This is a genomic window from Reyranella sp. (assembly GCF_965228225.1).
Classification (GTDB): Bacteria; Pseudomonadota; Alphaproteobacteria; order Reyranellales; family Reyranellaceae; genus Reyranella.
The window spans coordinates 3,868,880-3,893,029 of sequence record NZ_OZ245801.1 but is presented as its reverse complement, the minus strand read 5'-3'; the positions used below and the strand labels follow the sequence as shown (position 1 = coordinate 3,893,029).

The following is a 24,150-nucleotide window of genomic DNA, read 5'->3' as shown; positions in this document are numbered from 1 at the left end:
GGGATCGCGCCTCGTTCCATCCCGGTACCGGGATTCAGTTGTACTTGGCGATCTCGAGACGGCCAACCTGGTCGCGATGGACCTCGTCGGGACCGTCGGCCAGGCGGAGCGTACGCTGATGGGCGTACATGCTGGCCAGCTTGAACACCTGGCTGACGCCGCCGGCGCCGTGCAGTTGCAGGCAGCGGTCGACCACCTTCGAGGTGATGTTCGGCACCGCCACCTTGATCATCGCGATCTGCTGGCGGGCTTCCTTGTTGCCGAACTTGTCCATCGCCCAGGCGGCCTTGAGGACCAGCAGGCGTGCCATGTCGATCTCCATGCGCATGTCGGCGACATGGGCCTTGGTGACCCCCATTTCGGAGATCTTCTGGCCGAACGCCGTGCGGCTCTTGGCGCGCTTGATCGCCATCTCAAGCGCGCGCTCGGCGACGCCGATGGCGCGCATGCAGTGGTGGATACGGCCCGGTCCGAGGCGGCCCTGGGCGATCTCGAAGCCGCGGCCCTCGCCGAGGAGGATGGCCGACTTCGGCACGCGCACGTTGTCGTAGACCACTTCGGCATGGCCGTGCGGCGCGTCGTCATAGCCGAACACGTGCAGCATCTTCACGATCTTGATGCCCGGGGCGTCGCGCGGCACGACGATCATCGACTGCTGGCGGTAGGCCGGCGCGTTGGGATCGCTCTTGCCCATGAGGATGATGACCTTGCAGCGCGGATCGCCCATGCCCGACGACCACCACTTGCGGCCGTTGATGACATAGTCGTTGCCGTCCGATTCGATGCGGCACTCGACGTTGCGCGCGTCGGACGAGGCGACCGCCGGCTCGGTCATGGCGAAGCAGGAACGGATCTCGCCGTTGAGCAGCGGCTTCAGCCACTTCTCCTTGTGCTCGGCGGTGCCGTAGCGGGCGAACACTTCCATGTTGCCGGTGTCGGGCGCCGAGCAGTTGACCGCCTCGGAGGCGATCGACGAACGGCCGAGCACTTCGCAGATCGGGGCGTATTCGAGGTTGCTGAGGCCCATCGTGCCGTGCGTGTCGCCGGTCTCGCGGTCGGCCGGCAGGAACATGTTCCACAGGCCGCGCTTCTTGGCCTCGGCCTTGCACTCCTCGATGATCGGGGGAAGCTGCCAGCGATCCTTGGCGGTCTCCATCTGCTCTTCGTAGATGGGCTCGGCCGGATAGATGACCTCGTCCATGAATTTGTTGAGCTTCTCGAGCAGCGCCTTGCTGCGATCCGAGTATTCGAAGTCCATCACTCTCTCCCTTGTGCTGCGCGGACTCTGGCCGAAAACCGCCACGATGTGAACGGGCATTCAGGTCGCACGCCGATTTCGACTTGCGGTCGCGCTAGGTCTCTCCGGCAGGGACTCGGGCCGGCAGCCGCAGCGGCTTCAGGACGGCCAGGGCGAGGAAGGCGGCCAGCAGGTTGAACAGGGCGGCCGCCATGAAGACGTCATGCCAGCTTCCGGTCTCGACCACCCAGTAGCTCGCCAGCGGGATCAACAGCGAGGCCACGCCCTTGGCGGTGTAGAGAAGGGCGGCATTGGTGGTGGCGTACTTCGTGCCGAACACGTCGGTGCAGATGGTGGGAAAGAGGCTGGCGGTCTCGCCCCAGGCGAAGAAGGCCAGGCCGCCCAGGATCACGAACAGCAGCGGGTCCTGGCCATAGACCCAAAGCGCCCAGATGCCGATCCCTTCCAGGAGGAAGGCGATGAACAGGGTGTTCTCGCGGCCGATATGGTCCGATATCCAGCCGCAGAGGGGGCGGGTCACACCGTTCATGACGCGGTCGAGGGTGATGGCGAAGGTGAGCGCCGGCAGGGTGAGCCCGAGCAGGCTGACCGGCACGTCGGCGACCTTGAAGTCGCGCGCAATAGGGGCGATTTGCGCCGTCGCCATGAGCCCGCCCGAGTAGACCAGGATGAACATGAAATAGAGCAGCCAGAAGATCCGGGACCTGAGCATCTCCGTCGGGGCGAAGTCGCGCGGGGTCTGGAGGAGGCGCGCGGCCGGCGCGACCGCCTCGCCGTGAGGCGGCGCCCGCAGCGCCCAGGCGGTGACGAGCACGATCAGGCCCTGGACCAGGCCGAACCAGAGGAAGGCCGCCTCGTAGCCGCGCGCGGCGATCATGTCCTGGATCGGGATGATGCTGAGCGCCGAGCCCGCACCGAATCCCGCGACGGTGAACCCGACCGCCAGGCCGCGGCGGTCGGGAAACCACCGGACGGCATTGCCGACGCAGGTCCCGTACACCGCCCCGGCGCCGATGCCGCCCAGCGCCGCAGCGACATAGAGCAGGAACAGCGAGTCGGCCACCGAGTTGAGGGACCAGGCCGCGCCGACCAGCACGCCGCCGGCGGCCACGACGTATTTCGGGCCGAACCGGTCGACGACCCAGCCCTCGAACGGCACCAGCCAGGTCTCGGCGATGATGAAGACGGCGAAGGCGGTCTGGATGCTCGAGAGGCTCCAGCCATACTTCTCGTGGAGGGGATGGACGAACAGCGTCCAGCCATATTGCAGGTTGGCGACCGCCACCATGCAGAGAAGACCGGCGCACAATTGCAGCCAGCGACCTGGTGGTGGTGCCGTCACCGACGTATTGCTGCGCGACACTCTTCAAACGCTCCCTTGCCGATGGGCGGTTCCCGTCCCTAAATCGCATCGACAGAACAGGCGCCGGGGAGAACGTCGTTGGACAGTGTAATGCAAGTTCCGTTCAAGCCCATCGAATTCCTGAGTCGCGACATCAAGGTCGAGCGGCGCGACGACGGCACCGTCGTGCTGCAGTCGAACCATCCATTGAAGCCCTTTGCGTCCCACGTGCCGGCGCTGCTCGCCAAGTGGGCGGCCGAAGTGCCCGATCGCTTATGGTTGGCGCAGCGCCGCGGCCCGGAGCGCGACTGGCTGACGGTCGCGTATGGCGAGGCCAAGCAGCAGGTCGATTCGGTGACCCAGGCGTTGCTCGACCGCGGCTTCGGTCCCGACAGGCCGGTGATGATCCTGTCGTCGAACTCCATCGAGTTCGCGCTGCTGACCATGGCCGCGATGCAGGCGCGCGCGCCGGTCGCACCGGTCTCGCCGGCCTATTCGGTGATGAGCCAGGACCATGCCAAGCTGAAATACGTCTTCGACCTCATCCGGCCCGGCCTGGTCTTCGTTCAGAACGGCGAGATCTATGCACGCGCCCTGGCGGCGCTCGATCTCGAAGGCGTGCTGCTGGTCCATGTCGACAAGGCGCCGCCCGGGATGCCGTCGCTGCCGTGGACCGACCTCGTGGCGGCCGAGGCGACGGACGCGGTCGCCAGGTCGATCGAGGCCATCGGACCCAAGACGATCGGCAAGTTCCTGTTCACCTCCGGCAGCACCGGCCTGCCCAAGGCGGTGATCAACACCCAGGAAATGATGTGTGCCAACGTCGCCATGATGAGCATGGCGCGGGTGCGCAAGGCGACGGACATGGCCCCGGTCATGCTCGACTGGCTGCCGTGGAACCATACGATGGGCGGCAACGCGACCTTCCAGGGCAACCTGAACGAAGGCGGCACGACCTATATCGACGACGGCAAGCCGGTGCCCGGCCTGTTCGAGGAGACGCTGCGCAACCTGCGCGAGGTCTCGCCGACATCGTTCTCCAACGTGCCGGCGGGCTACGCCATGCTCGCCACGGCGCTGGAGAAGGACGAGGCTCTGGCCCGGCGCTTCTTCGCCAACATCAGCGTGCTCTCCTATGGCGGGGCGACCTTGCCGGGCGATCTCTACGACCGCATGGAGGCGCTGGCGGTCAAGCACACCGGCTATCGCATTCCCTTCGTCACCGGCTGGGGCTCGACGGAAACCGCACCGACCGCGACCAGCGTGCACTGGGCCTCGGAGCGCGTGGGGCTGGTGGGCCTTCCCTATCCCGGCGTGCAGCTGAAGATGGTGCCGACCGGCGCGGCGGGGCGCTACGAGCTGCGGCTGAAGAGCGTGATCGTGACGCCCGGCTACTACAAGCAACCCGAGCTCACGGCCCAGATGTTCGACGAGGAGGGCTTCTACAGGATCGGCGACGCCGGCCGATTCGTCGATCCCGAGGATGCGAGCCAGGGCATCATCTTCGACGGACGCGTGGTCGAGGATTTCAAGCTGACCAGCGGCACGTTCGTTCTCGTCGGCACGCTGCGCACGACCGCCATCGCGGCGGCCTCGCCGGTACTGCAGGATGCGGTGGTCTGCGGGCAGGACCGCGAGTATGTCGGGCTGCTGGGCTTTCCCAACGTCGCGGCCTGCCGCCAGCTCGCCGGCGACAGCGCCGCGCAGCTGCCGCTGCCTGAGCTTCTGGCCCATCCCGCCGTCGTCGGCACGCTGAAGCAAGGCCTCGCGAGGATGAATGCCGAGGGCCGCGGCTCGTCGATGCGGGTGAAGCGGGTCCTGCTGATGGCCGAGCCGCCGCAGGTCGACGGCCAGGAGATCACCGACAAGGGCTACATCAACCAGCGTGCCACGCTCGAACGCCGCAAGGCGCTGGTCGAGAAACTCTATGCCGGTGGCGAGGGCGTCGTCGAGATAGTCTAGAGCCCTGATGCGCGGGCCGTGCCCTGATCGAAGGCGGCAGTGGCAGTTTATAATTGCGAGTGATTCGCAAAATCGGTAGTTTGTGATGATCGCGGTCGCGTTTCGCCCGCGCGTGGGAATGCTGAGGCATACTTGCCGTCCGACTCCTCCGCTCTCTTCGCCCGGCACCGGGGCTCGCTTATCGATTATGCGGCCAGGATTGTCGGGTCGCGCGTTCAGGCGGAGGATGTGGTGCAGGAAGCCTGGCTCAAGCTGCGCCTGGCAGAAGAGCAACGGACCGTTCTCGAGCCTGTGGCCTATCTCTACCGGCTGGTTCGAAACCTCGCGATCGACACGCGCCGGAAGCTCTCGCGCGAGATCATGCGGGGCGCTTCCGAGCAAACCGGACTTGCTGTTCCGGACGAAGCGCCCTCCGCCGAGCGCTCGGCTGAGGCGAAGGATGAGCTCCGCCTTGTCCTCGAGGCGCTGGCGGCTCTGCCCGAACGCACTCAGATCGCCGTCCGTATGAACCGCATCGAAGGCCGGACGCTGCAGGAGGTTGCCAACCACCTCGATCTGTCGGTGACGCGTACGTTCACGCTCGTCGCCGAAGGCGTCGCCCATTGTGATCGCTGGCGCGCCCGTGGGGCTGCCGCTCGTCCCAAATGAGGATTCCGGGGAAAATCGGGCGAGCCGGATCGTCTACCTTTTATGGGGCGCCCTGGTCTGCGTGTGTCGGTGGTTTGGCAACGCTTCGCGCGACCGGCCGGCATGCGTCTGCGTCAGGAACCGGCTTCCATGGAGGCTGACCCGGAGCGGGCGAGAGGAGAGGCTGCGGGCTGGCTGATCCTGCTCGACGACGACCCCTCGGACGAGGACCGGCAGGCCGAATTCCGGGTCTGGCTGGAAGCTCCGGGCAATCGGGCGGCATGGGAGAGCGTGTCGCGGACGGGCGCACTACTCGCCGGCGTCGGGACGGAGCCGGCGGCAAGCCCCGTGGGGTTCGCCGGCACAGGGGGGCCGAACCCGGTCTGGCGGCCCTGGACGCGGCGCCCAATCATTCTCGCAACGGTTCTCGCGCTCTTTGGTGCGGTTGTTCTAACGCCCTCATTGGTCCGCAAACTGGAAGCGGATCATGCCACGGGAACCGCACAGGTCAGATCTGTGCAGCTTGGAGACGGAAGCAAAGTCCAGCTGGGGCCGGACAGCGCCATCCGGCTCAGCTTTTCAACCAGCGAGCGACGCGTGACGTTGTTGTCGGGCGAGGCGCAGTTCGACGTGACGCCGGATTCCAGCCGACCCTTCCGTGTCGTGGCGCGCCACGCGACGACGACAGTCCTCGGCACACGTTTCGGTGTCGTGATGCTCGAGGGAGGGACCTCCATCAGCGTCGCGCGCGGGCATGTCGAGGTCGATGCGACGATGCGCGGGTCGACTTACGAACTCTTTGCCGGCGACTGGGTCCGAGTTGACCGCGATGGCTCGGTACGGCAAGGGGCCGACTTGCCGGACTTTCTCCTGGCCGGGCCGGGCTCCCGGCTCGCCGTCCGCAATCGTCCCGTCGCCGAAGTCGTCGAGCGACTGCGCCCGTGGTTCTCGGGTCGGATCGTGATCGCCAGTGGCAGCATCGGTGACCAGCCGGTGACCGGGGTGTTCGACGCGACGGATCCCGCGGACGCGCTCGACGCGATCGTCGGGCCTCAAGGCGGACGTGTGCTGCGTGTAACCCCTTGGCTTCTCATCGTGTTGGCGGGCTAGCGGGAGGTTCTCCGAGGTGGCCCTCGATGAAAATGCCGGAGATCGGCAGCTTTCGAGGGAAAATGACCACCCCCCATATCGTCAAACCCTTAGGGGTAGATACGAACGAGACGCATTCGCGTCATCGCCCCTGAATGAGCTTTTGCCATGGGGAGAGTTCGGTGAATCTTGGGGCGAGGACGAAGGCGCGGAACACGCGCCGCCGGACGGGAGTGTTTGCAGCGCTGCTGGCGTCGGTGGCGCTGGAGGGGATCGCCTTCTCGGGAGCGGCATGGGCTCAACCCGCCGGCACCCAGGGCACCCGTCAGTTCAACATTCCTGCCCAGGCGTTGACGGATGCGCTGGTTCAGTTCGGATATCAGTCCGGACTTCAGGTCGCGGCGGACGGCAATGTTGCGGCGTCGGTCACAAGCAGTGCTGTCAGCGGATCGCACACGCCCTCAGAGGCGCTGGCTCGAATGCTCGCCGGGACCGGGCTCACGTTTCACTTCACGAGCGCGAACACCGTCCAGGTTCAGAAGTTGGCGAACGCGCCGGCCGGTGTCATGCAGCTCGATCCGGTGAAGGTGCAGGGCCAGGACGTGCCGTCGCAGGCGATGATCGACAATCTGCCGCCGGCCTATGCCGGTGGCTCGGTCGCGCGCGGCGGCCAGGTCGGTCTGCTGGGCAACCGCGACTTCATGGATACGCCCTTCGACATGACGACGTACACGTCGCAGAAGATCGAAAACCAGCAGGCGGCGACGGTGGCGGATGTGGTGAACACCGATCCGACCGTGCGCGTCACCAGCCCGGCGAACGGCATGCTCGATGCGTACTATATTCGTGGCTTTCCCATCGCCGAGGGCAATTTCGGCGAGATCGCCTTCGACGGCGTCTACGGTGTCGCGCCGAACTACCGGGTGTTCACCGACTATGTCGAGCGCATCGATGTCATCGCCGGTCCCACCGCGATGCTGTTCGGCATGGCGCCCAACAGCAGTGTCGGCGGTTCGATCAACATCGTGCCGAAGCGTGCCGCAACGGACCTGACGCGGGTCGCCGCCGAGTATACCGGCCTGTCGCAGCTCGGCGCCCGCATCGACGTTGCCCGCCGCTTTGGCGAAAACCGCGAGTACGGCGTGCGCTTCAACGGTGGCGCCTACAGCGGCAATACCCAGATCAACAATCAGTCGCGCGATGCGCTGGTCGGCGCGTTCGCTTTCGATTTCCGCGGCGAGCGATTTCGTGCGACGGTCGATGTCGTCAGTCAGTACGAGAGCTTCACGGCGCCGTCGCGGCCCTTCCTCGTTGCCGCAGGCGTGGCGATGCCGGCGGCGCCCAGCGGAAGCAGCAACGTCACCCAGACGTGGGAATGGTCGCAGGCCGCAGACCAATCCGCGCTGCTGCGCGCCGAGTACGACATCCTCCCCGACTTGACGTTCTTCGCAGATTTCGGTGGCGGGCTTACCCAGGTCGATCGCCTGTTCGGTACGCCAACCATCACGAATGCGGCGGGCAACACGACGAGCACGCCCGGCTACTACAAGTTCAACGTCAATCGTCTGACCTACGATGCCGGGCTGCGTGGCACTTTCCATACCGGCGAGGTTCGGCATGCCGTCGCCTTGCAGGCCAGCCGCTATCAGGACTGGATCTATCGCGGAATCGTCAATGCCTCGTCGGCGGTTCTGTCGAACATCTATTCGCCGGTCGCCCAGCCGTCCCAGTACGTTCCCGCTCCAACCCAGGTGCCCAAGATATCCCAGAGCACTCTGGGCGGCGTCGCGCTCGCCGATACCCTGTCGGCCTTCGGCGAGCGGGTCCAGCTCACTCTCGGGCTTCGGTGGCAGCAGATCGCGTCGGACAATTTCTCGACGACCGGGGCGATCACATCGGCCTACAACACGAGTGCCGTCACGCCGATGGCCGGCCTCGTCGTGAAGCCATGGGACAACGTTGCCTTGTACGCCAACTACATCCAGGGCCTGAGCAAGGGAGATGTCGCTCCGGCCGCGGCGAGCAATGCCGGCGAGGTCCTGGCGCCGTATATCGCGCAGCAGTTCGAAGTCGGAGCCAAGGTCGACTTCGGAAAAATCGCCACGACCTTGAGCCTGTTCCAGATCCAGAAGCCGTTCGCCCAACTGGTCAATACCGTCTACACGGCCAGCGGTCAGCAGACCAACCGTGGCCTCGAGATCAAGGTGTTCGGCGAAATCGTGCCGACGGTCCGTGTCCTGGGCGGCGTGGCGCTGCTCGATGCAAGGCTCAGCTCGACCAGCAATCCCGCCACCAACGGCAATGTCGCGATCGGCGCCCCGGTGTTCAAGGGCACGCTTAACCTGGAATGGGATACCCCGTTTGCCAGCGGCCTGACGCTGGGGGCGGGCGTCATCACCACTTCCAGCCAGTATGTAAACGCGACCAACACGCAGAGCATTCCGACCTGGACCACGCTGGCGCTCGACGCGCGCTACCGCACGGTTCTCGGCAAGACACCGGTGGTATTCCGCGGCGCCGTCCAGAACGTCTTCGACAACAACTACTGGTCCGGCGTGGCGAGCTACGGTGCGGTCGCCCAGGGCCTGCCGCGGACGTTTCTGTTCTCGGCAGCAGTAGACTTCTGAAGTGCGGCGAGCGGCGGTCACGAATATGCTTTCTGGACGAATCCCCTAATTGAGGACCGGCCCCGGGCCGTGCATCTGGTAGCAGGACAGGGGTGAAGGGAGCAGTCCATGGACCAGATCGAAACGCCCAGCCGGGAAGCGGCCAAGAAGGACGTGCCGCTGCGCTACGACACACGGCTTCTCGGGCGCATCCTCGGCGAGACGGTGCGCGACCAGGAAGGCGACGCCGTGTTCGACTTGGTCGAGCACATTCGCCGCACCGGGGTGCTGTTCCATCGGGAGGCCGACGAGGCGGCGCGGCAGGAACTGCAGGCCACCATGACGAGCCTGCCCATGGATCGAGCGCTGCGCATCATCCGCGCCTTCGGGCATTTCTCGCATCTGGCCAACATCGCCGAGGATCAGCACCACATCCGCCGCACCCGTGCCCTCGCCATTGCCAAGGCGCCGCCGCAGCCCGGCACGATGGCCTATGCGCTCGGTCGCGCGGTGAAGGGCGGAATCCCCCGCGAGCGGTTGCAGGCCTTTTTCGCCCACGCGCTGTGCAGCGCCGTCCTGACGGCCCACCCGACCGAGATCCGGCGCAAGAGTTCGATCGACCGCGAGATGGAGATCGCGCGGCTGCTGGACGAGCGCGACCGGGTCGAGTTCACGCCGGAGGAGCTGCGGGCCAACCGGCAGGCGCTGCGCCGCGCCGTGCTCACTCTGTGGCAGACCAGCATCCTGCGCGACACGCGGCTGCGGGTGATCGACGAGGTCGCCAACGGGCTCGCCTATTACGATCATACGTTCCTGCGCGCGCTGCCGATCTTCTATGCCGATCTCGAGGACCGGCTGGGCGGCATCGAAGCGGCCTGGCAGGACATCGAGGTGCCGTCCTTCCTGCGCATGGGCAGCTGGATCGGCGGCGACCGTGACGGCAATCCCTACGTCACCGCGGATGTCACGCGCCAGACGCTCACGCTGCAGAGCCAGCGGGCGTTGCGCTTCCATCTCGAGGAACTGCACCGGCTGGGTAGCGAACTGTCGCTCGACGGCCGCATCGTGCACGTGTCGGAGGGATTGCGCCGGCTCGTCGAAAGCTCGGCCGACCGCGCGCCGGAGCGCAAGGACGAGCCCTACCGGCGGGCCATCGTCGGCATCTACGCGCGGCTGGCCTCAACCGCGTGGTCGCTCGACAGGCTGGAGCCGCCGCAGCCGCCGGTCGGTCCGGCACCGGCCTATGAGACGGTGGAGGATCTGAAAGCAGACCTCGACACGCTCTACCGCTCGCTGGCGGAGAATGGCTCGGCGGATCTTGCGCGCGGGCGCCTGCGCTCGCTGCGGCGCGCCGTCGATGTCTTCGGCTTCCATCTGGCGTCGCTCGACCTTCGCCAGAATTCCGACGTGCATGCGCGCGTCATGGCCGAACTCGTGGCGGCAACCGGAACCGGCATCGACTATGCCGGGCTCGACGAGGAAGCGCGCGTCGATTTTCTGGTCGCCGAACTCGGCAACATGCGGCCGCTCGCCTCGCCCTATCTTTCCTATGGCGACGAAACGGCGGCGGAACTGGACCTGGTGCGCGTGGCGGCCGATGCGCATCGCCGCTACGGCCGTGCCGCCCTGCCCAACTACGTGATCTCGAAGGCCGACAGCGTCTCCGACATCCTCGAAGTGGCCGTGCTGCTCAAGGAGGGCGGATTGCTCGATCCGCGCGAGGGGCGTCTCGACGTCGACATCGTGCCGTTGTTCGAGACCATCGGCGATCTGCAGCGCTGCGGACGGATCATGGACGAGCTGCTCGCCCTGCCGGCCTATCGCCGCCTGCTGGCGTCGCGCGGCGGCACGCAGGAAGTCATGCTGGGCTACTCCGACAGCAACAAGGACGGCGGCTATCTCACCTCGACCTGGGAGCTCTACAAGGCCGAGCTCGCCCTGATCGAAACCTTCAAGCGCCACCAGATCGGGCTGCGCCTGTTCCATGGTCGCGGCGGCTCGGTGGGCCGCGGCGGCGGGCCGAGCTACGACGCCATCCTGGCGCAGCCGCCCGGTGCCGTGCAGGGCGCCATCCGCATCACCGAACAGGGCGAGGTCATCGCCGGCAAGTATTCAAACGCCGAGGTCGGGCGGCGCAATCTCGAAACCCTGGCCGCCGCCACCCTGGAAGCCTCGCTCCTCGACGCCGACCGGCCGCCGCCGCCCGCCGACTATCTCGCCGTCATGGAGGAGCTGTCGGCGCACGCCTTCCGCGCCTATCGCGACCTCGTCTACGAGACCGATGGCTTCGACCGGTACTTCCGCGAATCGACCGTGCTGGAGGAGATCGCCTCGCTCAACATCGGTAGCCGCCCGGCCTCGCGCTCGAAGAAGCAGGGCATCGAGGACCTCCGCGCCATCCCCTGGGTGTTCAGCTGGGCGCAATGCCGCCTCATGCTGCCCGGCTGGTACGGCTTCGGCGCCGCGATCGAGGCGTGGAGCGCCGCGCGGCCGGCCGACGGCCTGGCGATGCTGCAGGAGATGCACGACAACTGGCCGTTCTTCCGCACCATCCTGTCGAACATGGACATGGTGCTGGCCAAGAGCGACATCGCCATCGCCTCGCGCTATTCCGAGCTGGTGACCGACACGGCGCTGCGCGAGCAGGTTTTCGCCCGCGTGAAGCGGGAGTGGAAGTCGTCGATCGACGCAGTCTGCGCCATCACGCGGCAGAAGACGCTGCTGGAACTCAACCCACTGCTGGCGCGCTCGATCCGCAACCGCTTCCCCTATATCGACCCGCTGAACCACGTGCAGATCGAACTGCTGCGACGCCACCGCGCCGGCGATCCCGATCCCGCCGTCGTGCAGGGCATCCACCTCAGCATCAACGGCATCGCCGCCGGCCTGCGCAACAGCGGTTAGGCCCAGGGCCCATCCTCCGCTCAGAAGTGCAGACAGCTTGTGGTTGCAGGCATGCCTCTTGCACGTCGTCAGAGGCCGCATGAGGGGCGGCCGTTTGGAGGCACCATGCACACACTCACCACTCTCGGTTCCGTCCAGGCCGCACGCACGGCCGCTTTTCCGGCAAAGTTTGCGGACAATCCGTTGCGTGCCATCACGCTCGATTCGCTGCAGCGCCGCAACGCCATCCTCGACGCCGTTTTCTATGACATCGGCGTCATAACGCCTGAGGAGACGAAGGGACTGGCCTTCTGGCTGGCGCGCGAAGGTGCGATCCTGTTTGTCACCCCGTCCGGCCAGGAGCCGCTGCAACTCTTCCTGACGACCGATGAGTTTTTCAGCAAGAACGACAAAGCGGCCGCGGCGCTGGTCGTCGCCGGCGTTGGCAGCTCCGCCTTGGGCGCGGCCGCCTTCGCCCGCAACGTCGCTGACGCCCTTGGTGAGCCCGTCGTCGCAGTGGTCTCCGGCTACGGTCTCGCCGATGTGCTGACCGAGGCGATGGGCGGCTTCTTTCTGTTCGGCGGGCTCAACAGTCTGCGCCACCTGTTCGAGCCGCTCGATATGTTGTCGAAGACGTTCACGTGGACCGAGCGATGGTCGGAACTGGACAAGGGGGCCCGTTGGGCGCGCAGCAGCAAGGACACGGAGACGGTCATCGCGCTGCTGAAGGACCAGCGATTCGGCGCGCCGTTGCTGGTCGGCCATTCCAAGGGCAATCTCGTCCTCTCGGAGGCGCTCTACGCGATCGCCGGGGAGGACGAAGCCTTGGCCGGGGCAATGGGTAAGAAGCTCCGGATCGTCACCATCAGCGCCAAGATCGGCATGCCCCCACACTTCCCGAACGTGCTCGACGTGATGGGGGCCTGGGACTGGTTCGGCGCGCTCAACTCGCGTCCCGACATCCCGGCCGAGTACACCGTGCCGCGTGCCTGGCATAGCACCAATCGAGACTTCCCGATGGGCATGGCGATCGATGTCAAGGATGCGCTGCTCAAGGTCCTGCCGATGTTCGGGAACCAGCGGCAGGCTCGCCCCTCGACGGAGGTCGCAGCGATTTTCGATGCGCCGCAGCGGATGGCCGCAGCACTGCGCAGCCCTGTTGCCTGACAGACGCGCGTAGCGGCAAAACGTCAGGCTTGCCTCGCGATGCCGGCGACACCACCATGGCATCGGAGGGTCAAATCGGCATGAATCGACTGGCGGGCAAGGTGGCCATCGTTACGGGAGGCGCGAGCGGGATGGGCCGCGCGACCGTGATGCGCTTTCTGGCCGAGGGCGCCAAGGTGCTGGTGGCCGACCTCAACGAGGCCAATGGCGCCGAGACGCTTACGGTCGCCAGGGCGCAGGGCTTTGGCGACAGTGTCGGCTTCGTGCGCTGCGACGTTGCGAAGGAGACGGATGTCGCCGCCATGGTCGCCGAGGCCAAGGGCCATTTCGGGCGGCTCGACATCGCCTATCTCAATGCCGGCGTCGGCGGCGCCTTCGGGCCGATCGCCGAAACGAGTGTCGAGGATTGGGACTATACGTTCGCGGTGCTGACGCGTTCGGTGTTTCTCGGCATGAAGCATGCCTCGCAGGCGATGAAGGAACACGGGGGCGGCGGCGTGATCCTCGTCACCGCCTCGATCGCCGGCATGGTCGGCGGCGGCGGCAGCCACGCCTATTCGGCGGCGAAGGCGGCCTGCATCAGCCTGATCGAGAACGTGGCGGCCGAGCTGGGCCCCGATCGCATCCGCGTGGTCGGCATCGCGCCGGGCGTCATCTCGACGCCCCTGGTCCATCGCGGCCGGCCCGACAAATACGAGAAACAGTTCGGCCAGCAGCCCTGGCCCGACCGTGGCGAGCCCGAACATATCGCCGACGTCGCGACCTTCCTCGCCTCCGACGAGGCGCGTTTCATCACCGGCGAGACGGTGAAGGTGGACGGCGGCCTGCTGGCCCAGGGCGTCGCGCTCTGGGGCACCGGAGCCGACAACACCTTCATGAAGAGCGCCGGCGTCAACCGCGGTACGACCGGCGAAGCCATGGTCGTGCGCACATTGCAAACCGAAGGACAGAAGAAATGACAAGCGAAGCCGAGCACCTGCACGGACATCTCATCGGACAGCAGGGCTCACGGCGCTCCTTGAACTCGCCGGCTCTCGTACTCGATCTCGATATGCTCGATCGCAACATCGCGGAGATGGCGAACTTCGCCAAGGCGCATAACGTGAAACTGCGGCCGCATTCCAAGACCCACAAGTCGGCCGACATCGCGCGCCGTCAGATGGAAGCGGGGGCGCTCGGCGTCTGCTGCGCCAAGCTCGGAGAGGCCGAGGCGCTGGGCGAGGCCGGGATCCAGAGCCTGCACATCACCTCGCCGGTGGTGACGCCGCAGGCGATACAGCGGCTCGTCGAGCTCAATGCCAAGGTCTCCGACCTGATGCTGGTGGTCGACCATCCCGCCAATGCCGAGGCGCTGGCCGCCGCGGCCGCAAAGGCCGGCAAGCCGCTCACCGTGATCGTCGACATCGATCCCGGCATCCACCGCACCGGCACGGCCTCGCCCGAGGCCACGGTCGAGCTGGTGCAGAAGATCGCCAATTTCCGGTCGCTCGCCTATGCCGGTGTCCAGTTCTACTGCGGAAGCCACCAGCACATCGTCGACTTCAAGGAGCGCACCGCCCAGATCAAGGAGCGCACGGAATACCTCCAGGGTATCCTGGCGAAGCTGGAAGAGGCGGGGCTGAAGCCCGGCATCGTCACCGGCTCGGGCACCGGCACGCATTACATCGACGCCAAGCTCGGCGTCTTCACCGAACTCCAGGTCGGATCCTACGTGTTCATGGACCACGACTACAATGTCTGCGACCTGCGCGGCCTCGACAAGCCGACCTTCGAGCAGGCGCTGCAGATCGATTCGCGCGTGGTCAGCGCCAACACGCCGGGCATGGTGACGGTCGATGCCGGGCTGAAGGCGATGGCCACCGAGAAGGGCCCGCCGGTGATCCTGAAAGGCGCCGTCGAAGGCGCCACCACGCGCTTCATGGGCGACGAGCATCTCGCGGTGATCGCGCCGAAGGGCCAGGAGGCACCCAAGCTCGGCGAGCTGGTCGTCCTGACGCCGCCGCATTGCGACCCGACCGTGAATCTCTACGAGAGCTTCCACGTGGTGAAGGGCGACACGCTGGTCGAGATCTGGCCGGTCACGGCGCGCGGCCGGTCGCGGTAGGTAAAACTGTCGTCCTGAGCACAGCGAGGGACCTTGCAGAGCGACCAGAGGACTCCCTGGCGAGCGTGAGATCCTTCGCTGCGCTCCAGGGCGGGGGTTACCCCGCCCGCGATGACAGAGGTGGCGGCTTCGTTTGCCCCACCAGCAGCCCGCCCTTCCACGTCCGCGCGAGCAGCAGCAGCGCGCACATTCCGAGGGCGCTGACGACGGTCATGCCGAGAAACGCGCGCTGGCCGTAGTCCGAATAGAGAATGCCGGAGAACTGGTAGACGACGGCCTGCGTGGCGCCGGTGCCCAGCGCGTAATAGAGGCTCTGGCCGATCGCTGCGCCGTGGGTCGGCAGGGCGCGCTGCAGGAAGGCCATGGCGCCGAGATGGCAGGCGGCGAAGGTGCAGGAATGCAGCGCCTGCAGCAGGACCAGCGCCCACAGCTCGGTCGTAAAGGCCATCCCCGTCCAACGCACCAGGCCGGCGGCGAGGCCGAGGCCGATCAAGCCGCAGACACCGAGCTTCGCCAGCAGCCAGCCGCCGAACAGCATCAGCACGATCTCGATGGCGACGCTCTCGGCCCACAGCGCGCTGATGGTGACGTCGGGGATACCGGCGCCGCGCCAGGTCAGGGTGCCGAAACTGTAGAGCACCGAATGGCTGGCCTGGCAGAGGCCGCAGGCCAGCAGGAACAGCAGGAACGGCGGCTGGCGCAGCAGCTCGGACACGCGGAACGGCGCATGGTCGTGGCCGGTCGCGGCGGCGCGCGGCAGCGTTGCCGGCAGCAGCAGTGCGAACGGCGCCAGCAGCACGATGCTCGCCATGCCGACATAGAGCACCCAGGGCGGGCCGTAGCGGTCGACGGCGATGCCGGCGAGGAAAGTCCCGAAGATGAAGGCGACCGAGCTCCACATGCGCACGCGCGCGTAATCGAGCCCGTGCTTCTTGGTCTCCGTCACCAGCACGCCATCATAGAGCGGCATGGGCGGCGACCACAGGAATCCCCAGATCATCGTCACGATGAAGATGGCCAGGAAGGAATAGGAGAACTGGTAGGCGACCATCATCACGATGGCGCCGATCCCCAGCGCCACGATGACGCCGCGCGGGCCGGCCAGGCGGTGGACGATCCAGCCCACCGAGAGCGTGGCGATCACGGTGACGATCTGGCGCGACATGAACAGCGTGCCGATTTCGGTGTCGCTGACCCCGCGGTCGCGCAGCCAGACCGGCCAGTAGCTCATGAAGGCGCCGGCGGCGAAGAAGTAGGCGGCGCCATAGGCCGCGAGCCTTGCTCCCCGGAGCAGGCGGCCCGTCGGCCGGTCGGACATCAGGCGGCGAACTCCTTGCGGATCGCCTCGCTGTGCTGGCCGAGCGTCGGCACGTCGCCCAGCCGCTCGGGCTCGCCGGTATAGGAGGCGGCCAGCGCCGGGATCGAGACGTCCTCGCCGCCGATCGAGTTGAAGCCGGTGCGGCGCAGCTGCGGATGCGTCGTCAGGTCCTTCACGCTGCTGACCCGCGCCCAGGCGATCTGTGCCGCTTCGAGGCGGGCCGAGAGATCGGCGAAGGCCTGCGACGCGAAGCTCTTGGCCACGATGGCGTTGGTCTCGTCGCGCCGCGCATTGCGCGCCTTGCCGGTCGCGTAGTCGGGATCCTTCTCGAGGCCGGGCCGGTCGATGACGCCGTGGCACAGGCGCTCGAACTCGCGATCGTTCTGGATCGAGATCAGCACCGGCACCTTATCCGAGGTCGGGTAGACGCCGTAGGGCGCGATGAACGGGTGCGTGAGCCCGAGTCGCGGCCATTCGTAGTTGGAATATTCCATGCCGAGCAGCGGCACGGTCATCCACTCGGCCATCGAGGAGAAGAGCGACACCGAGATGGCGCGGCCCTCGCCGGTCCGGCCGCGCGCGATCAGTGCCTCCAGCACGGCGGCATGGGCATACATGCCGGTGCCGATGTCGGTCGCGGAGATGCCGACCCGGCCCGGCGCATGCTCGGTACCGGTGATCGAGGCCAGCCCGCTCTCGGCCTGGACCAGCAGGTCGTAGGCACGGCGGTTCTTGTACGGCCCGTGGTCGCCATAGCCCGAGATGTCGACGGTGATCAGCTTCTTGTGGGCCGCCCGCATGGCGGCGGAGCCGAAACCCGCCCGCTCGGCCGCGCCCGGCGCCAGGTTCTGGATCAGCACGTCGGCCTTGCCGACCAGCCGGTGCAGGAGCGCGAGGTCGTCCTTCGCCTTGAAGTCGAGGGTGAGGGACTGCTTGCCGCGGTTCAGCCAGACGAAGTAGCTCGACTGCCCGTGCACGTAGCCATCGTAGCCGCGGGCGAAATCGCCCTCCGGCCGCTCGATCTTGATGACCCGGGCGCCGGCATCCGCCAGCCGGGCGGCGCAATAGGGAGCGGCCACCGCCTGCTCGACACTCACCACCAGCAGACCGTCCAGCGCTCCAGCCATCACATGACCCCAAATTCCAGAAATGCCCCGCGCATCGCACCGCGAAGCGGCTCGGGACGAGGTGTTACCGTAGGACTACCATTTCGCAAGGGGCGATGGCACGGTTCCGACAAGATCAAAACGTCATAGCGGGGACGAGGAAATGCCGGGACCATTGCAGGGCGTGCGTGTGATCGATCTGACGGCCGTTCTGCTGGGGCCGTTCGCCACGCAGCATCTGGCCGACATGGGCGCAGACGTGATCAAGGTCGAGCCGCCGGAGGGCGATCTGCTGCGCGCTTCGGGCGGCAGCCTCGGCAACGCTCCGGCCATGGGCCCGATCTACATGGCGGCCAATCGCAACAAGCGCTCGATCTGCCTCGACCTCAAGAAGCCGGCTGCCTGCGCCGTCCTGAAGGACATGATCAAGGACGCCGATCTCTTCATCCACAACAGCCGGCCGCAGGCGATCGAACGGCTGGGCCTGGGCTACGAGGAGCTGAAGAAGATCAACCCCTCGATCATCTATGCCTATTCGCTGGGTTATGCGCGCAAGGGGCCGTACGGCCACAAGCCGGCCTTCGACGACCTGGTGCAGGGCGTGTCGGGCGCGGCCTCGCTGCAGAGCCGGGTCGACGGCCTGCCGCCGCGCTTCATGCCGAGCCTGATCGCCGACAAGACGACCGGGCTTCATCTCTGCATCGCCGTGCTGGGCGCGCTCTACCATCGCAAGTGCACGGGCGAGGGGCAGATGATCGAGGTGCCCATGCTCGAGACCCTGGCCTCGTTCTGGCTGACCGAGCACCTGTTCGGCGCCACCTGGAACCCTGAGCGCGCGCCGATGGGATACGACCGTATCATCAACAAGTTCCGCCATCCCTTCCCGACCAAGGACGGCTACATCTGCGCGCTGCCCTATACCGACGCGCACTGGATCAAGTTCTTCGAGCTGGCGGAGCGGCCCGACCTCGCCAAGGAGAAGAGGTTCGTCGACCGCATGGAGCGCGCCAAGCATTTCAGCGAGCTCTACCAGGTGCTGGCCGAGTTGCTGAAGCATCGCCCGACGCAGGAATGGCTCGACCTGTTCGACGAGGCCGACATCCCCGCCATGCCGGTGCGCACCCTCGAGGAGCTGAAGGACGACCCGCACCTCAAGGCCACCGGTTTCTTCACCGAACGCGAGCACCCGACCGAGGGCCCGATCACCACTTTCGCCAGCCCGCTCGACTTCGAGAAGACCAAGGTCGAGTTCCGCCGCCACGCCCCGCAGATCGGCGGCGACGGCGTCGAAGTCCTGCGCGAGGCGGGCCTCAGCGACGAGACGATCGAGAAGCTGAAGGCCGACAAGGTCTTGATCGTGCCGCCGGAACGCTAGAGTCTTCCCGTCTCAAGTTAACCAAGCCACCCCACCCTAAAGAGCCGCGCGCAGCGCGGCGTCTCGAAGCATGGGGTTGGTGTTGGTGATCCGATCAAGCTCGGAAAGAGTCTAGACGCGGCGGCGAAGACGTCGCAGCGCGTCGGTCACGACCAGAATGTGGAAGGGCAGGATCGCCGCGAGATAGAGGCGGCCCAGCAGGTTGTGGCAGCGCACGACCGTCGTGGCGACGAGCGTGTTGTCGGTGCGACGGAGGAGCACCGAAGCGCGGAAATCGAGATGGCGGTCGTCGGCGCCCAGGACGATCTCGTCGGTCGAGCGCGACAGGACGGGGAAGAAGGCGATGTGCTCACCGGCCTCCAGGGCGTGCGAGGCTTTGACGCCGAACAGCGTCATCACCCGATCGCGGATCGCCAGCAGGATCGCGAACCACACGGGCGGATCGGCGAAGAGCAGGGTGGCGAGGGTGTCGACGTCGGTCGGCGCACCCGGCGGCAGGGTGACGGCAAAACTGTCGGTCAGGCTGGCACCGGGATACCAGTCACGGAGGCGGCTCTCGGCGGGCGGGGCGATACGGCTCATGGGATGGAACATGGGAACGGGTCCCGGAGAGAACCCCGGGACCCGCTGTCGCGGGACGATCCGTCCTGCGCGAAACCGGCCTGAGCGACGCCGAAATCGATCGAGCCTTCAGGCGGTAGACCTAGAACCTGTAGGTCACGCCGGCGCCTATGATCCACGGATCGATGACCGCCGTCCCGCTCACCGGGATGGTGCCGTTGACCGTGGCATTGTAGGTCGGGCGCAGGATGTACTTCTTGACGTCGAAATTCACGCCCCAGTGCTTGTCGAACATGTAGTCGAAGCCGACCTGGATGGCGCCGCCGACGGTATTGTTGAGGCTGAGGTTCGTCACCCCGAGCCCGTTGGTGGGCGTATAGCCGGCGCTCTGACCGAAGAAGATCGTGTAGTTCAAACCAATGCCGATATAGGGCTTGAAGGGCCCGAAATCGGTGAAGTGATATTGGGCGAGCAGGGTCGGCGGCAGGAGCCACGCCCTTCCGATATTGAGATTCGCAAGGGCGCCGCTGCCGGTGATGTTGTGCGGCGTGACGCCCAGGATGAGTTCGGCCGCGACGTTGCGCGTGACGAAGTAGCTGATGTCGAGTTCGGGGACGATCGAGTTGCCGATGGACAGGCCGGAATTCGGCGTCGAAAGCGCCGGGACGCCCTGCACGTTTACCGTGCTCCCCGACGAGGCCGGAAGCACGCCCAGCGCGCGGACGCGGACCTGCCAGGGGCTCTGAACCTCGGTATCGTCGGCTTTGGCGGCCTGCCCAAATGAGCAAGCCATGAGGGCTGCCGCAACCATCGCCCCAGCACCCGAAATTTTCCGCATCTGTACTCTCCCGCTTTACGCTGGAAGAATTGAACGCCATTACGGGGAGTAGGGATTTGACCTGAATCAATGGTTGCAAGACTGGCGGCGGTGACGTGGGATTTTCTTACGGAAAGCCGTTCCGCATCTCGGCGCGGACACTCGCCAGTCGATTTATCGGCGCTTGTCCCCGTCGGCCTCGTGGCTAAACTCCGGCCAAATCGAAAATGCCTCCTTGGGAGGGGAACATGGACCTCGCTTTCACGCCTGAAGAACAGAAATTTGCCGACGAGGTGCGGGCCTTCGTGCGCGCCAACCTGCCGGCCGACGTGCGCGACAAGGTGAAGAACGGCAAGCACCTGATCCGCGACGACTACATGCGCTGGCAGCAGGCGCTCGGGAAGAAGGGCTGGCTGGTCTACACCTGGCCGAAGAAGCATGGCGGCCCGGGCTTCACGCCGGCCCAGCGCTACATCTTCGAGAACATCTGCGCCGAGGAGTACGCGCCGGGCATCATCCCGTTCGGCACCAAGATGGTCGGGCCGGTGATCTACACGTTCGGCACCGAGGCGCAGAAGGAGAAGTACCTCCCCGCGATCCGCGAGAGCACCGTGTGGTGGTGCCAGGGCTATTCCGAGCCGGGCTCGGGCTCCGACCTCGCGAGCCTGCGCACCAAGGCGGAGAAGGACGGCGACCATTACATCGTTAACGGGTCGAAGACCTGGAACACGATGGGCCACTGGGCCGACTGGATTTTTTGTCTGGTGCGGACCGATTCCAAGTCGAAGCCGCAGGAGGGCATCTCCTTCCTGCTGATCGACATGAAGACGCCGGGCATCACGGTGAAGCCGATCATCATGGCCGATGGCGGCCACGAGGTGAACGAGGTCTTCTTCGACAACGTCAGGGTCCCGGTCGAGAACCTGGTCGGCAAGGAGAACGAGGGCTGGACCTGCGCCAAGTTCCTGCTGGCCAACGAGCGGCTGGGCATCGCGGCGGTGCCGCAGTCCAAGCGCGGCGTCGAGGCGCTGAAGGACATCGCGCGCGTCGAGCAGGACAATGGTCGCCCGCTGATCGAGAACCAGAGCTTCGCCGAGAAGATCGCCGATCTCGAGATCCAGGTGACCGCGCTCGAGTTCACCGAGTTGCGCGTGCTGTCGCAGATGGCGCAGGGCGGCCAGCCCGGTGCGGAAGTCTCGGGGCTCAAGATCCGCGGCTCGGAGATCCAGCAGCGCATCACCGAACTCACGATGGAAGCGGTCGGCGAATATTCCGCGCCATACCTGCCGGGCCTGCTGTGGCAGGGCACGAACGAGGAGCCGGTCGGTCCCGACTACGCCCACCTCGCCGCGCCGCGCTACTTCAACACGCGCAAGACCACGATCTACGGCGGCAGCAACGAGATCCAGAAAGGGATCATCAGCAAGATGGTGTTGGGGCTCTAGATGGATCTGTCGCTCAAGCCGGAACACAAGGCGTTCGCCGACGAAGTGCGGGCGTTCGCGCGCGAGAACCTGTCGCCCGCGACCCGCGAGAAGACCTTCTCCGGCAAGCATTACGATCGCGACGACCACATCGTGTGGCAGAAGGCGCTCGGGAAGAAGGGCTGGCTCGCCTACACCTGGCCCAAGAAGTACGGCGGCCCGGGCTGGGACGTGACGCAGCGCTTCCTGTTCGAGAACGTGCTGGCGGAGGAGGGTGCGCCGCGCATCCTGCCGTTCGGCCCCAAGATGGTCGGGCCGGTGATCTACACGTTCGGCACCGAAGAGCAGAAGGAGCGCTTCCTGCCGGGCATCCGCAGCTCCGAGGTCTCGTGGTGCCAGGGCTATTCCGAGCCGGGCGCCGGCTCCGACCTCGCCAACCTGCGCACGCGCGCGGTGAGGGAAGGCGACCATTACATCGTGAACGGCCAGAAGACCTGGACCTCGTTCGCGCATTGGGGCGACTGGATCTTCTGCCTGGTGCGGACCAACCCGGACGGCAAGCCGCAGGAGGGCATCTCCTTCCTGCTGATCGACATGAAGACGCCGGGCGTCACCGTGCGGCCGATCATCATGACCGATGGCGCCCATCACGTGAACGACGTGTTCCTCGACAACGTGAAGGTCCCGGTCGAAAACCTGATCGGCAAGGAGAACGAGGGCTGGACCTGCGCCAAGTTCCTGCTGGCCAACGAGCGGCTGGGCATCGCCGAGGTCCCGTCCTCCAAGCGTGGCGTCTCGATGCTGCGCCAGATCGCCCGCATCGAACCGCAGGATGGCGGCACGCTCGCGGACGATCCCGCTTTCACGGCGCAGATCGCCGACATCGACCTGCAGGTCCAGGCGCTGGAGATGAGCGAGCTGCGCGTGCTCTCGGCGATGGCCCAGGGCGGCGCGCCCGGTCCCGAGGTCTCGACGCTCAAGGTACGCGGCTCTGAGATCCAGCAACGCATCGCCGAGCTCGCCATGGAGGCGGTGGGCGAGTACGCCCAGCCGTACCAGCCCGGCATGCTGTTCCACGACACCAACGAAACGCCGATCGGGCCCGACCACGCCCCGCCGGCGGCACCGCGCTATTTCAACATGCGCAAGACCAGCATCTACGGCGGCAGCACCGAGATTCAGAAGAACATCGTCTCGAAGATGGTGCTGGGCCTCTGACGGGGGCTATAACCGCGATCAAGAATTCCGGAGGAGAAACATGGATCTGTCCCTTTCCGACGAACAGAAGCAGCTGCAGGAATCGGCCGAGCGCTTCGCACGAGAGAAGTACACGTTCGAGAATCGCCGCAAGATCGTGGCGACCGAGCGCGGCTGGCTGCCCGAAAACTGGGCGCAGTTCGCCGAGCTGGGCTGGCTCGGCATGGCCTTCTCGGAGGAGGATGGCGGCTACGGCGGCGGCCCGATCGAGACGATGATCGTCATGGAACAGTTCGGTAAGGGCCTGGTGCTCGAGCCGTTCCTGCCGACGGTGGTGCTGGGCGGCGGCATGATCGCCCGCGCGGGTTCGGCCGACCAGAAGGCCGCCCTGCTGGCGCCGATGATCGAGGGCAAGAAGCAGTTCGCCTTCGCTTGGCTGGAGCGCCAGAGCCGCTACAACCTGGCCGACGTGTCGCTCAAGGCGACCAAGGAAGGCAACGGCTGGTCGCTCTCTGGCCACAAGGGCGTGGTCTACAATGCAGCCTCCGCCGACGAGATCATCGTGCTGGCCCGCACCGCCGGCTCGGCCCGCGAGCCCAAGGGCCTGACGCTGTTCGTGGTCGATGCCAAGGCCAAGGGCCTGTCGCGTCGCGACTACCCGACCCAGGATGCGCTGCGCGCGTCCGAATTGACCTTCGACAAGGTCTCGGTCGGCGCCGACGCGGTGCTGGGCAAGGTCGATGATGCCTTCCCGGTCGTCGAGGAGGCGGTCGATCGCGCCATCGTCGCGCTCTGCGCCGAGGCCACCGGCTGCATGGACGCGATCAACGCCGCGACGCTCGAGTACATCAAGACCCGCAAGCAGTTCGGCGTGGCGATCGGCAAGTTCCAGGTGCTGCAGCACCGCATGGTCGACTGCTTCACCAACGCGCAGGAAGCGCGCTCGATGACCCTGATGGCCTCGCTCAAGATCGACGACAAGGACCCGACGGTGCGCGCCAAGGCCGCCTCGGGCGCCAAGGTCCAGATTGGCAAGTCGGGCAAGTTCTGCGGCCAGAGCGCGGTGCAGATGCACGGCGGCATGGGCGTCACGGACGAGATGGCGGTCAGCCACTATTTCAAGCGGCTGACGATGATCGACCTGATGTTCGGCAACCAGCAGCATCACCTGACGCGCTACAGCAACCTCGCGATGGCGGCTTAAGCGCATTCACATGCGCAGGCGGGCGGCAGCGCCTTCCCGCGTTTCCGCCGGCTTCGGTGAAAACGCTGTGGTGCGAGAGCCCGCGCCGTGCAGAAAAGATGAGAACGCGC

Annotated in this window: 18 protein-coding genes; 12 read left to right on the top strand and 6 right to left on the bottom strand. The window is 66.2% G+C overall.

The features are described from left to right. Positions 1–34 precede the first annotated feature (34 nt). Positions 35–1,258, bottom strand: coding sequence for an acyl-CoA dehydrogenase family protein (locus tag ACO07K_RS18850; protein WP_422030504.1), 1,224 nt, complete (start codon positions 1,256–1,258; stop codon positions 35–37). A gap of 94 nt (positions 1,259–1,352) precedes the next feature. Beyond that, positions 1,353–2,621 carry an oxalate/formate MFS antiporter gene (gene oxlT, locus ACO07K_RS18845; protein WP_422030502.1) on the bottom strand — a complete coding sequence of 423 codons (1,269 nt, stop codon included), beginning with the start codon at positions 2,619–2,621 and terminating at the stop codon, positions 1,353–1,355. A gap of 42 nt (positions 2,622–2,663) precedes the next feature. Here oxlT and ACO07K_RS18840 point away from each other — a divergent pair, with 42 nt between their 5' ends. The 8 genes from ACO07K_RS18840 (at position 2,664) to ACO07K_RS18805 (ending at position 15,038) form a co-directional block, all read left to right on the top strand. Beyond that, on the top strand, positions 2,664–4,562 hold the full coding sequence (locus ACO07K_RS18840; RefSeq protein WP_422036677.1) for an AMP-binding protein: 1,899 nt from the start codon (positions 2,664–2,666) through the stop codon (positions 4,560–4,562). A gap of 132 nt (positions 4,563–4,694) precedes the next feature. Then, a complete protein-coding gene (locus tag ACO07K_RS18835; protein ID WP_422030500.1) occupies positions 4,695–5,210 on the top strand; it encodes a sigma-70 family RNA polymerase sigma factor in 516 nt (171 codons plus the stop codon). Positions 5,211–5,339: 129 nt separating this feature from the next. Next, the gene (locus ACO07K_RS18830; RefSeq protein WP_422030498.1) at positions 5,340–6,299 is read left to right on the top strand and encodes a FecR family protein; all 960 of its coding nucleotides are present in this window, start codon (positions 5,340–5,342) and stop codon (positions 6,297–6,299) included. Positions 6,300–6,460: 161 nt separating this feature from the next. Further along, complete coding sequence (locus ACO07K_RS18825) at positions 6,461–8,905, top strand: TonB-dependent siderophore receptor (protein WP_422030496.1); 2,445 nt, start codon at positions 6,461–6,463, stop codon at positions 8,903–8,905. A gap of 108 nt (positions 8,906–9,013) precedes the next feature. Then, the gene (ppc, locus tag ACO07K_RS18820) at positions 9,014–11,788 is read left to right on the top strand and encodes a phosphoenolpyruvate carboxylase (protein ID WP_422030494.1); all 2,775 of its coding nucleotides are present in this window, start codon (positions 9,014–9,016) and stop codon (positions 11,786–11,788) included. A 105-nt stretch (positions 11,789–11,893) separates the two neighbouring features. After that, positions 11,894–12,934: a hypothetical protein gene (locus ACO07K_RS18815; RefSeq protein WP_422030492.1), complete on the top strand. Its 1,041-nt coding sequence runs from the start codon at positions 11,894–11,896 to the stop codon at positions 12,932–12,934. A gap of 80 nt (positions 12,935–13,014) precedes the next feature. Continuing rightward, on the top strand, positions 13,015–13,893 hold the full coding sequence (locus ACO07K_RS18810; RefSeq protein ID WP_422030490.1) for an SDR family NAD(P)-dependent oxidoreductase: 879 nt from the start codon (positions 13,015–13,017) through the stop codon (positions 13,891–13,893). Further along, positions 13,890–15,038, top strand: coding sequence for a DSD1 family PLP-dependent enzyme (locus ACO07K_RS18805; RefSeq protein WP_422030488.1), 1,149 nt, complete (start codon positions 13,890–13,892; stop codon positions 15,036–15,038). Before ACO07K_RS18810 ends, ACO07K_RS18805 begins: the two co-directional genes overlap by 4 nt. Before the next feature lie 97 nt (positions 15,039–15,135). Here the strand turns inward: ACO07K_RS18805 and ACO07K_RS18800 are convergent, their stop codons facing one another. Together ACO07K_RS18800 and ACO07K_RS18795 are read right to left on the bottom strand one after the other, a co-directional pair. Further along, complete coding sequence (locus ACO07K_RS18800; RefSeq protein WP_422030486.1) at positions 15,136–16,356, bottom strand: MFS transporter; 1,221 nt, start codon at positions 16,354–16,356, stop codon at positions 15,136–15,138. Continuing rightward, positions 16,356–17,483: a CaiB/BaiF CoA transferase family protein gene (locus tag ACO07K_RS18795; RefSeq protein WP_422030484.1), complete on the bottom strand. Its 1,128-nt coding sequence runs from the start codon at positions 17,481–17,483 to the stop codon at positions 16,356–16,358. The genes ACO07K_RS18800 and ACO07K_RS18795 overlap by 1 nt, the downstream gene beginning before the upstream one ends. Before the next feature lie 142 nt (positions 17,484–17,625). Between ACO07K_RS18795 and ACO07K_RS18790 the strand changes: the two genes are divergently transcribed. After that, complete coding sequence (locus ACO07K_RS18790) at positions 17,626–18,837, top strand: CaiB/BaiF CoA transferase family protein (RefSeq protein ID WP_422030482.1); 1,212 nt, start codon at positions 17,626–17,628, stop codon at positions 18,835–18,837. 111 nt (positions 18,838–18,948) lie between these two features. On the opposite strand, the gene ACO07K_RS18785 is transcribed toward ACO07K_RS18790, so the two are convergent. Both ACO07K_RS18785 and ACO07K_RS18780 read right to left on the bottom strand, forming a co-directional pair. Next, positions 18,949–19,419, bottom strand: coding sequence for a DUF2867 domain-containing protein (locus tag ACO07K_RS18785; RefSeq protein WP_422030480.1), 471 nt, complete (start codon positions 19,417–19,419; stop codon positions 18,949–18,951). Positions 19,420–19,540: 121 nt separating this feature from the next. Then, complete coding sequence (locus ACO07K_RS18780; RefSeq protein WP_422036676.1) at positions 19,541–20,209, bottom strand: OmpW/AlkL family protein; 669 nt, start codon at positions 20,207–20,209, stop codon at positions 19,541–19,543. Positions 20,210–20,463: 254 nt separating this feature from the next. Between ACO07K_RS18780 and ACO07K_RS18775 the strand changes: the two genes are divergently transcribed. The 3 genes from ACO07K_RS18775 to ACO07K_RS18765 are packed head-to-tail and all read left to right on the top strand — an operon-like array spanning position 20,464 to position 24,040. Beyond that, the gene (locus ACO07K_RS18775) at positions 20,464–21,660 is read left to right on the top strand and encodes an acyl-CoA dehydrogenase family protein (RefSeq protein ID WP_422030478.1); all 1,197 of its coding nucleotides are present in this window, start codon (positions 20,464–20,466) and stop codon (positions 21,658–21,660) included. Beyond that, positions 21,661–22,857, top strand: a complete 1,197-nt coding sequence (locus ACO07K_RS18770; RefSeq protein ID WP_422030476.1) for an acyl-CoA dehydrogenase family protein — start codon at positions 21,661–21,663, stop codon at positions 22,855–22,857. 40 nt (positions 22,858–22,897) lie between these two features. Then, entirely contained in the window at positions 22,898–24,040 is a 1,143-nt protein-coding gene (locus ACO07K_RS18765) for an acyl-CoA dehydrogenase family protein (RefSeq protein WP_422030474.1), read from the top strand. Positions 24,041–24,150 lie beyond the last annotated feature (110 nt).

Coding starts and splice junctions, on each gene's coding strand:
- ACO07K_RS18850 (WP_422030504.1), bottom strand. CDS start 1,258: ATGGACTTCGAATACTCGGATCGCAGCAAGGCGCTGCTCGAGAAGCTC.
- ACO07K_RS18830 (WP_422030498.1), top strand. CDS start 5,340: ATGGAGGCTGACCCGGAGCGGGCGAGAGGAGAGGCTGCGGGCTGGCTG.
- ppc (WP_422030494.1), top strand. CDS start 9,014: ATGGACCAGATCGAAACGCCCAGCCGGGAAGCGGCCAAGAAGGACGTG.
- ACO07K_RS18815 (WP_422030492.1), top strand. CDS start 11,894: ATGCACACACTCACCACTCTCGGTTCCGTCCAGGCCGCACGCACGGCC.
- ACO07K_RS18810 (WP_422030490.1), top strand. CDS start 13,015: ATGAATCGACTGGCGGGCAAGGTGGCCATCGTTACGGGAGGCGCGAGC.
- ACO07K_RS18805 (WP_422030488.1), top strand. CDS start 13,890: ATGACAAGCGAAGCCGAGCACCTGCACGGACATCTCATCGGACAGCAG.
- ACO07K_RS18800 (WP_422030486.1), bottom strand. CDS start 16,356: ATGTCCGACCGGCCGACGGGCCGCCTGCTCCGGGGAGCAAGGCTCGCG.
- ACO07K_RS18795 (WP_422030484.1), bottom strand. CDS start 17,483: ATGGCTGGAGCGCTGGACGGTCTGCTGGTGGTGAGTGTCGAGCAGGCG.
- ACO07K_RS18790 (WP_422030482.1), top strand. CDS start 17,626: ATGCCGGGACCATTGCAGGGCGTGCGTGTGATCGATCTGACGGCCGTT.
- ACO07K_RS18785 (WP_422030480.1), bottom strand. CDS start 19,419: ATGAGCCGTATCGCCCCGCCCGCCGAGAGCCGCCTCCGTGACTGGTAT.
- ACO07K_RS18780 (WP_422036676.1), bottom strand. CDS start 20,209: ATGGTTGCGGCAGCCCTCATGGCTTGCTCATTTGGGCAGGCCGCCAAA.
- ACO07K_RS18775 (WP_422030478.1), top strand. CDS start 20,464: ATGGACCTCGCTTTCACGCCTGAAGAACAGAAATTTGCCGACGAGGTG.
- ACO07K_RS18770 (WP_422030476.1), top strand. CDS start 21,661: ATGGATCTGTCGCTCAAGCCGGAACACAAGGCGTTCGCCGACGAAGTG.
- ACO07K_RS18765 (WP_422030474.1), top strand. CDS start 22,898: ATGGATCTGTCCCTTTCCGACGAACAGAAGCAGCTGCAGGAATCGGCC.